The organism is Thauera sp. WH-1, from assembly GCF_047806685.1.
Lineage (GTDB): Bacteria > Pseudomonadota > Gammaproteobacteria > Burkholderiales > Rhodocyclaceae > Thauera.
In genome coordinates, this window is sequence record NZ_JBLQGP010000002.1 from 130956 (window position 1) to 145624 (window position 14669).

Consider the following 14669-nt stretch of genomic DNA (forward strand, 5'->3'; position numbering starts at 1 on the left):
GCGCGTGCGTTTCCCGCCCGCGCGCCGCGCGCTACAGGCCGCCGAAGGCACCCACCAGCGCACCGACCACGATCATCCAGATCGGCGCCAGCCGGGTCTTCAGTGTCACCACGATGGTGAGCCCGATCAGGATGAGCGCCCCAGCGCGATGAGCCCCATCGCCGATGAAGGGCAGCGCCAGCAGCCAGCCGGTGGCGAACACCAGGCCCACCGTGACCGGCGCCAGGCCGGCGGTGAAGGCACGCACCAGCGGCGTGTCGCGGCGGGTCGCGCCCCAGCGGCTGACGCCCAGCGACAGCAGCGTCGACGGCAGCAGGATGCCGAGCAGCGCCGCCGCCGCGCCGGTCAGGCCGGCGACCTGGAAGCCCAACACCGGCACGAACAGCACGTTGGGCCCGGGCGCAGCCTGGGCGAGCGCGATCGCGGTGGTGAAGTCGCCCTCGCCCAGCCAGCCGCGCTCGACCACCAGGTAGCGGTGCATCTCGGGCGCGGTGGACATCGCGCCGCCGATCGACAGCAGCGACAGCACCAGAAAGCGCAGGAAGAGTTCGAGCAGGTCGCCCGCGGGCAGGGTGCTCAGCATCGCTCGTCCTCCTCGCGTGCCCGCGCTTGCGCGATCGCGATGCGCCAGCGCGCCAGCCCCCAGCCGGTGAGGCCGAGCCCGATCACCACCCAGGCCAGCGGCAGGCGCAACACCGCGATCGTCACCAGCGTGCCGAGGCCGAGCAGGGTGCACAGCGCCGGGCCGAGCGCGTTGCCGCGCAGGGTGGCGAGCATCTTCAGCGCCATCGCCAGGATGAGCCCGGCGGCGACCGCGCCCATGCCGCGCAGCGCGCCGGCCACCGCCGGGTGCTGGGCGAGCTGCTGGTAGCTCGCGGCCAGCACCAGTACCAGCACGATCGGTGCGAGCAGCATGCCGGCGATCGCCGCGAAGGCGCCACGGCCGCCGAAGTAGCGGTCGCCCACCATCAGCGACAGGTTCACCACGTTGGGGCCGGGCAGCAGCTGCGCCACTGCGTAAAGTTCGATGAATTCATGCCGGCTGAGCCAGCCGCGGCGGTCCACCAGCTCGCGCTGCGCGACCGCGAGCACGCCGCCGAAGCCCTGCAGCGCGAGCAGGCTGAAAGCGATGAAGAGCGCGAACGGGGAGGCGGGGCGGGCGCTGGCCTCGATCGCGGTGGCCGCGTCGGCGGGGCCGGAGCGGGCGTCGGCCGCGCTGGTCGGGGCACGGGAATCTGGTGAGGGCGTGGCCGGCGAGGGCCTGGCGTCGGGCTTCACGAGACCTCCGCGCCGTGGTGGTCGGCCCGCGCCGCTGCGGTGGGGAGGGCCTGCGGCGAGGCGGCCTCCGCGTCCGACGGCAGGGTGCCGAGGCAGGCCGCGGCCGCGGCGTGCCAGTGCAGGCGGCCGCTGTCGAGGCGGTAGTCGGCCAGGGTGAACAGGGCACCGCCGATCTCCGCCGCGACATAGCCCATCAGGCTCAGGCGGGTGATGCGGCAGCGGATGCCCGGTGCCGCGTCGAGCGCGGCGAAGCGTCGCGCCACCTCCGCCGTGGGCCAGGCATCGGCATACAGGCCGACGGTGACGTGCGGCACATAGCGGCCCTGCGGATGCGGGCCGTCGAGGTGCAGGCAGCGGCGCAGCGTGGCGAGCGCATCGCCGTCGTCCTGCACGGACAGGAAGGGGGCGGAGGAAAAGCTCTCCAGCCCGCCGATGGCAATGTCGAAGGCGCCGACGCCGGCGGCGGTGAGCGCCCCGGCCTGGCGGACGATGAGGCGGGGGTCGAACTCGTCCGCCGCCGGTGTCCGGTCGCGCGCGGGGAAGCCGCACAGCGCCACGGTGACATGCAGCTGGCGCCGGTAGCCGCCGAGCAGCAGGCCATCGAGGGCGTCCTGCGCCATCGCCACGCGCTCGCGCAGGGCAGGCGTGTCGACGTCGAGCGCCCACAGCAGGTAATGCGGACGGCCGCGATGCCAATCGGGGAAATCGCGGCGCTCGTTGCGCACGGTGAGGGGCTCGGCAAGGAAGTGCCGGCGCAGGGTCGAGGTGTCGCTCATCGGGGCGTGCGGCAGTTGCGCTGCGAAGGGTGGCGGCGGACAGCTAGAATCGGCTCATGAACAAGAACGCGATTGTCCCGGAAAACGACGCCGCCCGCATCGACGGGCGTGCTTTCACCCACCTGCCCGGCAGCGGCGCCGATGGCGTCGCGCATGTGCCATCCACGCTCGACCGCGTGCCGGTGCGCGGTCTCGACTACAGCGTGCGGCGCTGGGGGCCGGCCGACGCGCCCGTCCTGTTCCTGCTGCACGGCTGGATGGATTCCTCACCCACCTTCCAGTTCGTGGTCGATGCGCTGGGTAAGGACTGGCAGCTCATCGCGCCCGACTGGCGCGGCTTCGGCGGCAGCACCTGGCTCGGCCATGGCTACTGGTTCCCCGACTACTACGCCGACCTCGAGGTCTTACTCGATCACTATGCCCCCGGGCAGGCGGTGCGCTTGGTCGGCCACAGCATGGGCGCCGCGGTCGCCGGGGTGTATGCCGGCCTGCGCCCGGCGCGCGTGGCGCAGCTGGTGATGATGGATTTTCTCGGCCTCAAGCCGCCGCCCGATGCCGCCTCGCCCGTGCTGCTGCGCAAGTGGCTCGACGCCCAGGCCCAGCCGCCGCGGCTGCCGGTGCATGAGGACTCTGCCGCGCTCGCACGCCGCCTGCAGACGGTGAATCCGCGCCTCAGCGCGGCGCGCGCGGCCTTCCTCGCCCGCCACGTCGGCCGCATCGGCGCCGACGGCCGGGTGGAGATGGCCTGCGACCCCTGGCACAAGCTGCCATCGCCCTTCGTCTATCGGATCGAGGACGTGATGGCCTGCTGGCGCCAGGTGACGGCACCGACGCTGATGCTGTTCGCCGAGCACGGCTATGTGAACGAGCGCTTCGCCACCGAACCGGAGGCCTTGCGCCAGCGCCTCGCGTGCTTTGCCGACCATCGCGTGCTCACCATCGCCGACGCCGGCCACAACCTGCAGCACGATCAGCCCGAGGCCGTGGCGGCCGCGCTAGAGGCCTTTCTGCAGCGGGACTGAGGCCCACGCGGCGGCCGCGCCTCAGTCTGCGGGGACGAGGATGTCGGCGGCCGGCATCGGGCGGCCGAGCAGGTAGCCCTGGTACTCGTCGCACTGCGCCGCAGTCAGGTGCGTCAGCTGGTCCTGCGTCTCCACGCCTTCGGCGATCACCGCCAGGCCGAGGTTGCGCGCCATCGCCAGGATGGTGGCGACGATCGCGACATCGTCGTGATCGGCCGGCACGCCCTCGACGAAGCTGCGATCGATCTTCAGCCGGTCCACCGGCAGGCGCTTGAGGTAGCTCAGCGAGGAGTAGCCGGTGCCGAAGTCGTCGATCGCCAGCGTGATGCCGAGCGCCTTGAGCTGGTGCAAGGTGTCGATGCAGTGCTCGACCCGCTTCAGGATGTGGCCCTCGGTGACCTCGAGCTCGAGCAGCCGCGGCGACACGCCGGACGTGCTCAGCGCGGTGCGGACCACCTCCACCAGGCCGTCGGCCGAGACCTGCTGCCCCGACAGGTTGACTGCCACGCGCAACGGATGCCCGGCGAGCTCCCAGGCCCGCGCCTGGGCGCAGGCGGTGTCGAGCACCCACTGGCCGATGTGGCCGATGAGGCCGATCTCCTCCGCGAGCGGGATGAAGCGGTCGGGCGGCACCACGCCGCGCTCGGGGTGGTGCCAGCGCAGCAGGGCCTCCACGCCGATGATGGCGCCGCTGCGGCAGTCGGCCTGGGGCTGGTAGAGCAGGCGCAGCTCGCCGCGCTCGACGGCGTGGCGCAGGCCGTGCTCGAGGTCGAAGCGCTCGCGGCTCTGGGTAGCTTGCTCGCGGGTGTGGAAGCGGTAGGTGTTGCGCCCGGCCTCCTTGGCGCGGTACATCGCCGAATCGGCGCAGCGCACCAGGGCCTCGATGCTGTCGCCGTCCTTTGGAAACAGGCTGATGCCGATGCTGCCGCCGATGAAGAGCTCATGGCCGTCCAGCAGCACCGGCGCCTGCAGCGCCGCCAGCAGCTTCTGCGCCACCCGCTCGGCATCCTCGGCGGCGTTGAGGCTCTCGACCAGCACCACGAACTCGTCGCCGCCGAGGCGGGCGAGCGTGTCGCCGTCACGCAGCACCGCCTGCAGGCGTCGTGCCACCGTCTGCAGCAGGCGGTCGCCCACCGGATGCCCCAGGCTGTCATTCACATACTTGAAGCGATCGAGGTCGATGAACAACAGCGCCAGGGGCCGGCCACTGCGTCGCGCGTGGCCCATGGCGACGCCGAGGCGGTCGCTGAGCAGGCTGCGGTTGGGGAGATCGGTGAGCGCATCGTGATGCGCGAGATGGCGCAGGCGCTCCTCGGCCAGTTGTTGCGCGCTGATGGCGCGGCGCTGCGCCTCGCTGAGCTCGATCAGGCGGCGCGACTGGGCGAGCGCACGCTGCGTCAGCGGGCGGATGGCGTGCGTGGTCAGCAAGGCGCCGAGCAGCACGAGCAAGGCGATGGTCGCGAGCGGAAACAGCAGCTGGGCCCAGATCGGCTGCGAGAACGCGCGTGCCGGCGTGACGAGCGCATAGGCCCAGTCGGGCGCCTCGTCCACCGGCAGGAACACCACCACCTCGTCGCCGTCGGCGCCGGCCCGGCGCAACAAGCCGGATTGACCCTCCATGGCCTGACGGATGGACGCCGGCGCGCCGGCGCCAAAGGCGACGATTGCAGCCTGCCCGGCCTGCGGCAGCCATTCCAGCGCGGTCGCGCTGCCGGCGTGGTAGAGCAGCTGGCGCGCGGCTGGCGCGCCGTCCGCCGAGTGCATCGACAGCATCTTCTCCAGCGGCGCGAGCTCGAAGGCGAGCACGTCGCTGCCGATCCAGTCGCCCTCGCGCGACAGGATCGGCGCGCCGACCAGCAGGTAGCGGCCGCTGGCCGACTCGACTGCGCCAAGGAAGACCGCGTCGCTGGGGCCGTTCGCCAGCCGCAGCTGCGCGGCCCACGGCAGCGGCAGACCGAGCTGGAGGACCGGATCGCCGTCGCGGTCGAAGCGCACCATGCCGGCGATATGCCCCGCCTGGTCGAGCGCATCGCGGATGCGGCTGGCGGAGAAGTCGACCAGCTCCGCGAGGCTGATCTCCCAGCGGTTGTACTGCGCGAGCTTGTCGCGCACCGCGCTGCGGCTGGCGATCTGACGCGCAATGTCGGCGCTCTTGGCGAGGAACTGGCCGGCGGCGCGCGCCTGGCCGCGTGCCGCATCGGCCAGCGCGCGCTCGGCCAGCGCATGCACGTGCTGGTACATCGGTATGGCGGTCGCCAGGGCGACGAGCAGGCCCGTGAGCAGGATGCCGGTGAGGGCGAAGGACTGGATCCGCTGCTGTAATCGAACGCTTTGATCCAGGTTCATGCTTGGGGGCAAGGCGCTTGCAAGGGGGAGTAAGCCCGAATGCTGCCATGGATCGTTCCCCCTCTGCACGCCTTGGCCGTCCCCGGCGGGCGCCGCTCGGCCCGCCGGGCTCCTGTGTGGCGGCACATCCTGGCGCGGGCTTGCCGCGGGTGCGGCCGTGCCCGGCTTCAGTCCACCCAGGGCGCGACCAGGGCGCTCACATCGACGCGGGCCTTCAGCCTTGCGGCGAGCAGGTACAGCCCGCCCAGCTTGCGATGCAGGAACAGTGCATCGGCGGGCGGTGTGTGCCAGAAGTCGCGCTCCATGCTCAGCCTGAGGCCGGCGTCGCGGATGCGGCGGGCGAGGTCGCTGGCGCCGAAGTCGTAGGTGCCGTGGTGGCGCAGCGGCTCGCAGGCCTCGGCAAACAGCGCGATCACCGCCTCGCGCTGGTGGGCGTGAATGTGGTTCTGGAAGTAGCCGATCGTCTGCGCCGCCTCGCTCATGGCGGCGCGGTCGTCGTGGAGCGCGCCCGCCAGCAGGCGGCGGTAGGCCTCGACCACGGCTGCGGGGTAGGCCCGCGTGGCGCCGAAGTCGAGCAGCACGAGGCGCTCGCCGGTGGGGTCGTAGCGGTAATTGGCGAAGTTGGGGTCGGTCTGGATGAGGCGGAACTCGAACAGCTCGCGAAACAGCAGCCCAATCAGCAAGGTGGCGATGCGGTCGCGCAGCGGCTGCGTGGCGTCGTCGAGCGACTCCACCGCCACGCCCTCCACCCAGTGCATGGCGAGGATGTCGCTGCGGGTGAGCGCCGCGACCGGCTGCGGCAGCACGAAGTCGGCCTCGCCTTCGAGCAGCGCGGCGAAGCGCTGCAGGCACTCGGCCTCGCGCCGGTAGTCGGCCTCCTCGTGCAGCTGGCGCTTGGCTTCGGCGAGCAAGGGCGCGAGGTCGAGCGCCTTCGGCAGCAGGCCCGACACGCGCAGCAGGGTGGCGACGTTGTCCACGTCGCTGTCGATGCTGCGGCGCACGCCGGGATACTGCAGCTTGATCGCCAGTTCCTGGCCGTCGACGCTGCGCGCGCGATGCACCTGGCCGATCGAGGCCGCCGCCGCCGGCGTGAAGGAAAAGCGCTCGAAACCCTGCTCCCAGCCCTTGCCCCAGTGCGTCTCCAGCACCTGCACCACCTGGCTCATCGGCATCGTGCGCGCGTCCTCGCGCAGTCGGGAGAGGATGTCGGCCAGCTCGGGCGGCAGCAGGTTGCCGGCGTCCATCGACATCAGCTGGCCCACCTTCATCGCCGCGCCGCGCAATTGGGCGAGCTGGTCGGCGACGCGGCGTGCATTGGCCGGGGTCAGCATCAGTTCGCTCACCGTCGGCCGCTTGCCGGCGGCGAGCTGGCGCGCGCCCTCGGCGAGCATGCCGCCGGCCACGCCGGTGGCGAGCGAACTCAGGCGGGCGAGGCGCGACAGGCGGCCGCCGGGGACGGCGCTGGCGCGCGCGTCGGTGTGGCTGGTGTGAGCGTCGCTGTGCATGGGCCCGGTCTCCTTGGCGTGGATGCAGCGTGGGACTTCAGTACGGCAGCGGGACGAAGGCGCCGGCGATCAGGCTGAGGCAGGCGACCGTGGTGAGTTGCAGGCGCAGCGGCAGATACCAGGCCGGCAGCGCGGCGTGGCGGGCGAGGCGGCGGTCCTGAACGTAATGCAGCACGAAGCCGGTCACCAGCAGCACCGCGGCCTCCATCGGCACCAGCAGCAGGGACGGCCAGGCGATCAGCGAGGGCACCACGCTCCATGCCATCGTGCGCACGCGGCGGGCGTCGTCGAGGCCGGGCAGCGCCATCGCGAAGCCCCAGTGCAGGGCGCACACGAAGCTCAGGATCACCGCGCCGTAGGCGTACAGCGCATCGCTCCAGGTGAAGCCATGGTGGACGTCGAGCAGGCTGGCCGGGGCGAGGACGAGGAAGGGGATCAGGCCGCCATAGCCAAGCCACTGGGCGGTGCGGCGGAGGGCGTCGGGGTGCGCAGGGTTCATCATGCGTTGCGTGACAGCTCCGGGTGGGAATTGAGCTGGATGGCAGATAAATGTCCAGGACGAGTTGATGAGTCTTCCGGCGTAAAGCCGAATAGAAAGCCTTCAGGATGAGGTGATGCTAGTAATGGAAACCTATTTTGTCCAGGACAAAAAGAGTATATTCGGCGCATCGCCCGGATGCTCGTCCTTGCCGCCCGCACGTTCCACGCCCCTCGCCCCCTCGTCCGCCCGCCATGGATGCCACCATGAAGCCTCCTCTCCATTACGCCGTCGTGGGCGCCGGGATCGCCGGCCTGAGCTGCGCGCGTGCGCTCGCCGACGCGGGTGTGCAGGTCACCGTCTTCGACAAGAGCCGCGGCCCCGCCGGCCGTATGAGCACACGCCGCGGCGAAGGCTGGGCATGTGACCACGGCGCACAATACTTCACCGCGCGCGACCCGCTGTTCCAGGCCGAGCTCGCGCGCTGGCAGGCGGCGGGGGTGGCGGCGCGCTGGCAGCCGCGGTTGGCGGTGGTCGACGCCGACGGGCGGCGCGCGGGCGGCAGCGAGGAGGCGCGCTACGTCGGCACGCCGCGCATGACGGCGCCGGCACGTCTGGTCGCCGACGGGCTGGGCCTGCGCGTGCAGACCACGGTGAGCGCGCTGCACGCTTACGAACATGGCTGGGAGCTGGCGACCGTCGAGCGTGGCGTGCTGGCCGAGGCCTTCGACGGCGTGCTGCTGGCCACCCCGGCGCCACAGGCCGTGCCCCTGCTGCAACCGGTGTCGCCGGCCCTGGCTGCGGTGGCGGCGGGCGCGCGCATGCAGGGCTGCTGGGCGCTGATGCTGCGTTTCGAGGTGCCGCTGGCGCTCGACTTCGACGCCGCCTTCGTCAATCACGGGCCCTTGCGCTGGATCGCGCGCGACACCAGCAAGCCCGGGCGCGAGGGCATGGAGACCTGGACCCTGCATGCCAGCGCGGCGTGGAGCGAGGCCCACCTCGAGGACGGGCCCGACCAGATCGCCGCGGCGCTGATCGCGGCCTTCTGTGAGCTGGGCGGCGCCGCGCCACTGGCGTGGGCGGCGCACCGCTGGCGCTATGCGATCACCGACTCGGGCGTCGAGGGCGGTTGCGTCTGGCATGGCGGCGCCGGCCTCGGGCTGTGCGGCGACTGGCTCAACGGCGGCCGGGTCGAAGGCGCCTGGCTCAGCGGTCATGCGCTGGCGCAGAAGGTGCTGGCGAGCGTGCGCGATGAGTTACGGCCTGGTCTGGTTCAAGCGTGACTTCCGCCTCGCCGACCATGGCGCGCTGGCCGCGGCGGCGCGCCATGGGCCGGTGCTGTGCGTGGCGATCGTCGAGCCGAGCCTGTGGGCGCAGCCCGACGCCGCACGTCAGCACTACGCGTTCATGCTCGAGAGCGCGCGCGAGCTGCATGCGGCGCTGCGCCGCCTCGGGGGCCGGCTGCACCTGATGGTGGGCGAGGCGGTCGCGGTGCTCGACCGCCTGCACGCCGCCGCGCCCTTCGCCGCGCTGTATTCGCACGAGGAGACCGGCAACGGCGCGAGCTACGCCCGCGACCGCGCGGTGGCGGCGTGGTGTCGCGCGCGCGGCGTGCGCTGGCACGAAGTGCCGCAGTTCGGCGTGGTGCGCCGGCTCGCCGACCGCGACCGCTGGCAGGCGGCGTGGGAGGCGCAGGTGGCCGCACCGCAGGCCTTGCTGCCGGCGGGGTTGAGCTTCGCCATGTTGCCCGCGGCGCTGCAGCCGGCCGATGCCGCCGCGGGGCCGACGGACTGCGTGGCGGAAGGGGCGATCGTCGCCGTGCGTGCGCCCGAGGCGATCGTGCTCGGGCTCGATCCCTTCCAGCCGCCGCGGCGCCAGCAGGGTGGCCGGCGCGCGGCGCTCGATGCGCTGGCGAGCTTTCTCGATGCGCGCAGCGGGCAGTACCGCGGCGGCATCTCGTCGCCGCTGAAGGCGCCGACCGCCTGCTCGCGGCTGTCGCCCTATCTCGCCTGGGGCTGCCTGAGCCTGCGCGAGCTGGTGCAGGCCACCCGCGCGCGCATCGCCGAGTTGCCCGAAGGCGACCGCCGGCGCGCGGGCCTGTCGGCCTTCGTCAGCCGCTTGTACTGGCATTGCCACTTCATCCAGAAGCTGGAGAGCGAGCCGGCGCTCGAGTTCCGCAACCTGCACCGCGGCTACGACGGGCTGCGCGAGGCGGAATGGAATCCGGCGCACTTCGCCGCGCTGGTCGCCGGCCGCAGCGGCTGGCCGCTGGTCGACGCCTGCGTGGCGATGCTGCGCGAGACGGGCTGGATCAACTTTCGCATGCGCGCGATGCTGGTGTCGGTGGCGGCCTATCCGCTGTGGCTGCACTGGTGCGAGGTCGGGCTGTGGCTGGCGCGCGCCTTCCTCGACTATGAGCCGGGCATCCACTGGAGCCAGATGCAGATGCAGTCGGGCACCACCGGCATCAACACGACGCGGGTGTACAACCCGATCAAGCAGGCGCGCGACCACGATCCGCAGGGCGTGTTCGTGCGCCGCTGGCTGCCGGCGCTGCGCCGGCTGCCGGATGAGTGGCTGTTCGAGCCCTGGCGCATGCCGCCATCCCTGCAGGCGCGCTATGGGGTGCGCGTCGGCGAGGACATTGCGGAGCCGCTGGTCGATCTGGAGACGGCGACCCGCCTGGCCAAGGCCCGCGTGCATGCGCTGCGGGCGCGGCCCGAGGTGCACGCGGCGAAGGCGGCGATCGTCGAGCGCCACGGCTCGCGCAAGCGCCCGGAAGGCCGCCGCGGTCGCGGCCGGGGCGATGCCGGGCCGGCCGCGATACAGCTCGATCTCGGGTTCTGAGGGCGACGGCGATGGGCATGCGACGCAAGGCCGATCTGCCGACCAAGCTGTGCGCCGGCTGCGGGCGGCCGTTTGCGTGCCGGAAGCGCTGGAAGAAGGTGTGGAACGAGGTGCGCTATTGCTCGGAGCGCTGCCGGCGGAGTCGTGGCAAGTTGGGGCCTTCGGGGTGAGGGGGCGTGTCTTTGATCGGTGATGGACACCCTCTCTGTTGGGTGGTCGTGCCGGGGGACGCGCACGGGGTGTTCCTTCCGGGGCTGCACCGCTGCGCGGTGCTTTGCGGAGAGTACGCAAATGAGCGCCCTTCAGGATCCGACAGTCTTCGGCTTTCCGGGAGCCTCCCGCACGCATCCGGGATGCGTGCGGGAGGCTCGATGCAAAGGCAGAGGCGAAGAAAAGAGGCCATGAGGATCGGGGTGTCGGGATGACTTCCGGGATCGTGATCCAGTGGTTCCGCAACGATTTGCGCCTGGGCGACAACCTGGCGCTGGGCGAGGCGGCTGCAGACACCGGGCGCTTGTTGCCGGTGTATTGCCACGACCCTGCGGAGGACGAGATCACGCGCTGGGGCTTCGTGCGCCGCGGTGCTCACCGGCAGGCCTTCCTGAGCGCCGCATTGGCCGATCTGGACGCGCAACTGCGCGAGCGTGGCAGTCGGCTGCTGCAGCTTCACGGCGCGCCGGCCGAGGTGCTGCCGGCGCTGGCGCGGGCGATCGGCGCCGACGCCGTGGTGTGCGAGGCCATCGCCGCGCCCGAGGAAGCCGATCAGGTCGCGGCATTGCGTGCGGCCGGGCTGGAGGTGCGGACCGTGTGGCAGTCCAGCCTGCTTGCGCCGGCGGCGCTGCCCTTTGCGGTCGCGCGTCTGCCGAAGGTGTTTACCGATTTCCGGCGCGCGGTCGAGGCCGCCGGGCTGCAGCCGCAGGCGCCGCTCCTGACGCCAGTGGATTTGCCGCCGCTGCCCGAGATTGCCGTCTTGCCTTGGGCGCATCCGTCAGCGGCTGCGCAGGCTGATGCTGATGGCGGGGATGCAGCGGAGCACGCTCGCGGGCCGCTGCTCGACTGCCGCCCGCAGGGAAGACCGGTCGCGGCCGAGAGGATCGACGAGCAGGCGCGGTCCAAGGCGTCCTTCCCCTGGTGGCGCGCTGAATTCGCCGGCGGAGAACGGGCGGCGCTCGCCCATCTGGCGCGTTACTTCGCCGGCGATGCGGCGCAGCGCTACAAGGCCACCCGCAATGGCCTGAGCGGGATCGACTTCTCCAGCAAGTTCTCGCCCTGGCTGGCGCAGGGGGCCTTGTCGGCGCGGGTGGCGTTCGCCGCGCTGCGTCGCCACGAGGCCGAGCGTGGCGCCAACGACAGCACCTACTGGCTGTGGTTCGAGCTGCTGTGGCGCGACTACTTCCGCTTTCTGCACCTGCAGCATGGGCGCCGCCTGTACCGGGCGCGCGGCCTGGCGGAGACCGCGCCCGCGCCTGGCCACGACCCCGAGGCCTTCGCGCGCTGGTGCGCCGGCCGCAGCGGCCACGCCTTCATCGACGCCGGCATGCGCGAGCTGGCCGCCACCGGCTGGTTGTCGAACCGCATGCGCCAAGTCGTCGCCAGCTACCTGGTGCACGACCTCGGCTGCGACTGGCGCGCCGGCGCGGCGTGGTTCGAGGCCCAACTGGTGGATTACGACGTGTACAGCAACCAGGGCAACTGGCTCTACATCGCTGGTCGCGGCACCGACCCGCGCGGCGGGCGGCGCTTCGACCCCGACAAGCAGGCCCGCGAGCACGACCCACAGGGCGTTTTCGTGCGGCGCTGGATGAGGTGATCATACGATTCAGGCTTGGCGTGCCTTACGCGAACGACTAGTTTGAAGAAGGCCACCCTATTGCTTGGAGGAGCAGGGCATGAGTCGGTCGTTCCGGTACGTGGTGAGGACTTTGTTTGCCATCGCGATTGCCTTTCCCGGCGTTGTGCACGCATGGAAGCCGGAGATCGACGAGATCCCGGGGGAAATCGAAACCTTCGAATACCTTGACGGCACACCGCTCTCCGTCGAGGCGTTGCGAGGCAAACCAGTCCTGCTCTATTTTGGCGCCGACTGGTGTCCGCCTTGCCATCGGGCGCGGCCGGAGGTGCTTCGTGTCGCCCGGGCGTTCCGGGATGAAGGGCTTGAAGTGGTCTTCCTGAGCTTTGACGATAACGCCGAGCGTGACCTCAAACGCGGCTTCGAGGCCTCCATGGGTGTGCGTGTCGCGATGCCAAGGCTAGATTCGTGCCCTCCGAAGCACTGTTCGACGCGAACGACTTTCCAGTTGGGCGCATTCGGTCGCTTGTTCGGGCTTCCGCTTGCGGTTGTGATTGATGCCCAAGGCGTTGTGAGGGCGAAACTTGACCGCGGCCAGCGCATTCTCCGGGAGTTGGCCCCGGAGGTGGCCGCAGTGATGCCGGCGGCGCGCTGAATGTCGCTGGCTGACTTGAGCGGCGATCAGCCCGCCTTGTTGCGCATGAAGTCCGCGGTCTTGAAGAAGCTCTGCAGCAGGCGCTCGCGCATGCCCTCCTCGATGCCGACCTCTTCCATCGTCAGCAGCATGCAGGCGACCCACTGGTCGCGCTCCTGCGTGCCGATCGCGAACGGCATGTGGCGGGCGCGCAGGCGTGGGTGGCCGAACTGCTGCACGAACAGGTCCGGGCCGCCGAGCCAGCCGGACAGGAACATGAAGAGCTTGTCGCGCGCGCCCTGCAGGTCCTGCGGGTGGAGCGCGCGCAGTTGCTTGAACTGCGGCGTGCTGTCCATCAGCGCGTAGAAGCGGTCGCTGAGCGCGGCGACGGTGGCTTCGCCGCCGATGGCATCGTAGGGGGTGGTCCGTTCCATGCGTTTCCAGTCGGGGAGGGGCGGCGGGGCAGGCTGTGGATTGTGTCAGACTCGCGCGGCTTTCACAGCCTCACCACCGGCAGGCGCTGCACCGCCTTCACCAGGATCTTGTAGATGTCGAGGTCGAAGGCCGGGCGGCCCGACTCCAGGAGCTCGGCGAGCCTGGCCTCGTCGGTGGCGGTGCCGAGCCAGCGCCAGCCGTCGACGACGTGGATCGCCTCGCCCTCGCGCAGGCCGACCGCGCCCGGCCACGGCCAGTGCCGCACCTTCATCGCGTGCAGGGCCTCGATCAGGCGCAGGCCGTGGGCCTGGGGGGATTCGCCGCCATGGCAGGCGCCGCGGCAGCGCTTCAGCTGGAAGTCGAAGCAGCGCGTGCCCTGCGGGTGCTTGTCCAGGCCGAGCAGCGGCGGGCACAGGGCGTGGTCGCGGGCGAGCGCGCGCAGGCGGTGGGTGGCCTCGCGCCGGCTGCGGAACAAGCCATAGAGGTCGTCGCGACGGCCGAAGTCGAGCTCGGCGGCATGCACCAGCTCGAGCTGCCAGTCGCCGATCATGTCGGTCGACAGGCGCCACGCGCACAGGTCGCGGTTGCGGCGCAGCAGGCGGTTGTGGGTGGGCTGCAGGCGCTTGACCAGCTCGGCCTCCTTGAGCAGGGCGCCGATCTCGCCGGCCGTTTCGATCCATTCGATGCGGCGCACCTGCTGGGACAGGCTCAGCTCGCGATCGCTCTGGTGGTCGGCGGCAAAGTGCGACAGCACGCGGCTGCGCAGGCGCGTGCTCTTGCCGATGTAGAGCGGCAGGCTGTCGGCATCGGGTTCGGTGCCGGTGCCGGCGCCGGCCTCCGTCCCGGCGCCGCGCGCACCGTAGAACAGATAGACGCCCGGGCTGTCGGGCAGGCCGGCGATCTGCTCAGGGTCGAGCTGCGGCGGCAGGCTGGGGTGGCCGATCAGCTCGCGCACGACCGCCGCGATGTGGCCGGGCGGGAAGCGCTCGTGGATCTTTTGCCAGAACTGCCACAGCAGATGGGCGTCGCCGAGCGCGCGGTGGCGCTCGGCGACCGCGAGGCCGTGGCGCTCGATCAGGTGGTCGAGGCCGTGGCGGCGATGATCGGGAAACAGCCGGCGCGACAGCTTGACGGTGCACAGCACCTGCGGCCGGATGTCGAGCCCGGCGCGGCGCAAGGCGGCCCGCAGGTGGCCGTGGTCGAAGCGCGCGTTGTGGGCGATGAAGAGGCGGCCATCGAGGCGGTCGAAGACCGCGTCGGCGATCTCGGCAAAGGCTGGCGCATGGGCCACCATGTCGTCGTCGATGCCGGTGAGGCGCTGGATGTAGTCGGGGATGCGCGACTCGGGGCGCACCAGCGTCGACCATTCGCGCACGCCGTCCTCGTCGACCTGGACGATGCCGATCTCGGTGATGGATTCGCGCTGGGACGGGCCGCCGGTGGTCTCGATGTCCACGAAGGCGAGGCCGCCTGGCGGCAGGCGGAGGGCAGCGTTCAAGGCGGCAGGCTTGCGGGTGCGGTGGGGCCTGCTTCGACCGTGCGTGCCGGCAGCGGTTTCC

The 14669-nt window shown here is 71.4% G+C and carries 14 protein-coding genes; 6 read left to right on the top strand and 8 right to left on the bottom strand.

Annotated features, from left to right (window positions below; all coding sequences use genetic code 11):
• Positions 1 to 31: 31 nt before the first annotated feature.
• From ACMV5O_RS02855 to ACMV5O_RS02865, 3 genes are all read right to left on the bottom strand, one after another.
• Entirely contained in the window at positions 32 to 580 is a 549-nt protein-coding gene (locus tag ACMV5O_RS02855; RefSeq protein ID WP_416162330.1) for a chromate transporter, read from the bottom strand.
• Entirely contained in the window at positions 577 to 1173 is a 597-nt protein-coding gene (locus tag ACMV5O_RS02860; protein WP_416162331.1) for a chromate transporter, read from the bottom strand. Before ACMV5O_RS02860 ends, ACMV5O_RS02855 begins: the two co-directional genes overlap by 4 nt.
• A 101-nt stretch (positions 1174 to 1274) precedes the next feature.
• Positions 1275 to 2054 carry a 2'-5' RNA ligase family protein gene (locus tag ACMV5O_RS02865; RefSeq protein WP_416162063.1) on the bottom strand — a complete coding sequence of 260 codons (780 nt, stop codon included), beginning with the start codon at positions 2052 to 2054 and terminating at the stop codon, positions 1275 to 1277.
• A 56-nt stretch (positions 2055 to 2110) separates the two neighbouring features.
• On the opposite strand from ACMV5O_RS02865, the gene ACMV5O_RS02870 reads away from it, so the two are divergent.
• Positions 2111 to 3076, top strand: a complete 966-nt coding sequence (locus ACMV5O_RS02870) for an alpha/beta fold hydrolase (protein WP_416162064.1) — start codon at positions 2111 to 2113, stop codon at positions 3074 to 3076.
• 21 nt (positions 3077 to 3097) lie between these two features.
• Here the strand turns inward: ACMV5O_RS02870 and ACMV5O_RS02875 are convergent, their stop codons facing one another.
• The 3 genes from ACMV5O_RS02875 to ACMV5O_RS02885 all read right to left on the bottom strand — a co-directional run bounded on the left by ACMV5O_RS02875 (position 3098) and on the right by ACMV5O_RS02885 (position 7429).
• Positions 3098 to 5422: a putative bifunctional diguanylate cyclase/phosphodiesterase gene (locus tag ACMV5O_RS02875; protein ID WP_416162065.1), complete on the bottom strand. Its 2325-nt coding sequence runs from the start codon at positions 5420 to 5422 to the stop codon at positions 3098 to 3100.
• 167 nt (positions 5423 to 5589) lie between these two features.
• Positions 5590 to 6927 (bottom strand): ABC1 kinase family protein, encoded by a 1338-nt coding sequence (locus tag ACMV5O_RS02880; protein ID WP_416162066.1) that lies wholly within the window; start codon positions 6925 to 6927, stop codon positions 5590 to 5592.
• A gap of 37 nt (positions 6928 to 6964) precedes the next feature.
• Entirely contained in the window at positions 6965 to 7429 is a 465-nt protein-coding gene (locus ACMV5O_RS02885) for a DUF3429 domain-containing protein (protein WP_416162067.1), read from the bottom strand.
• Positions 7430 to 7671: 242 nt separating this feature from the next.
• On the opposite strand from ACMV5O_RS02885, the gene ACMV5O_RS02890 reads away from it, so the two are divergent.
• From ACMV5O_RS02890 to ACMV5O_RS02910, 5 genes are all read left to right on the top strand, one after another.
• Positions 7672 to 8688, top strand: coding sequence for an NAD(P)/FAD-dependent oxidoreductase (locus ACMV5O_RS02890; protein ID WP_416162068.1), 1017 nt, complete (start codon positions 7672 to 7674; stop codon positions 8686 to 8688).
• Positions 8657 to 10252, top strand: coding sequence for a deoxyribodipyrimidine photo-lyase/cryptochrome family protein (locus ACMV5O_RS02895; protein WP_416162069.1), 1596 nt, complete (start codon positions 8657 to 8659; stop codon positions 10250 to 10252). The genes ACMV5O_RS02890 and ACMV5O_RS02895 overlap by 32 nt, the downstream gene beginning before the upstream one ends.
• Positions 10253 to 10263: 11 nt before the next feature.
• Positions 10264 to 10422 carry a DUF2256 domain-containing protein gene (locus tag ACMV5O_RS02900; RefSeq protein ID WP_416162070.1) on the top strand — a complete coding sequence of 53 codons (159 nt, stop codon included), beginning with the start codon at positions 10264 to 10266 and terminating at the stop codon, positions 10420 to 10422.
• A gap of 251 nt (positions 10423 to 10673) precedes the next feature.
• Positions 10674 to 12062, top strand: coding sequence for a DASH family cryptochrome (locus tag ACMV5O_RS02905; protein WP_416162071.1), 1389 nt, complete (start codon positions 10674 to 10676; stop codon positions 12060 to 12062).
• A gap of 79 nt (positions 12063 to 12141) precedes the next feature.
• Positions 12142 to 12696, top strand: coding sequence for a TlpA disulfide reductase family protein (locus tag ACMV5O_RS02910; protein WP_416162072.1), 555 nt, complete (start codon positions 12142 to 12144; stop codon positions 12694 to 12696).
• 26 nt (positions 12697 to 12722) lie between these two features.
• On the opposite strand, the gene ACMV5O_RS02915 is transcribed toward ACMV5O_RS02910, so the two are convergent.
• Together ACMV5O_RS02915 and ACMV5O_RS02920 are read right to left on the bottom strand one after the other, a co-directional pair.
• Entirely contained in the window at positions 12723 to 13109 is a 387-nt protein-coding gene (locus ACMV5O_RS02915) for a group II truncated hemoglobin (RefSeq protein ID WP_416162073.1), read from the bottom strand.
• Between the two features lie 62 nt (positions 13110 to 13171).
• Entirely contained in the window at positions 13172 to 14608 is a 1437-nt protein-coding gene (locus tag ACMV5O_RS02920; protein ID WP_416162074.1) for an exonuclease domain-containing protein, read from the bottom strand.
• Between the last annotated feature and the right edge of the window lie 61 nt (positions 14609 to 14669).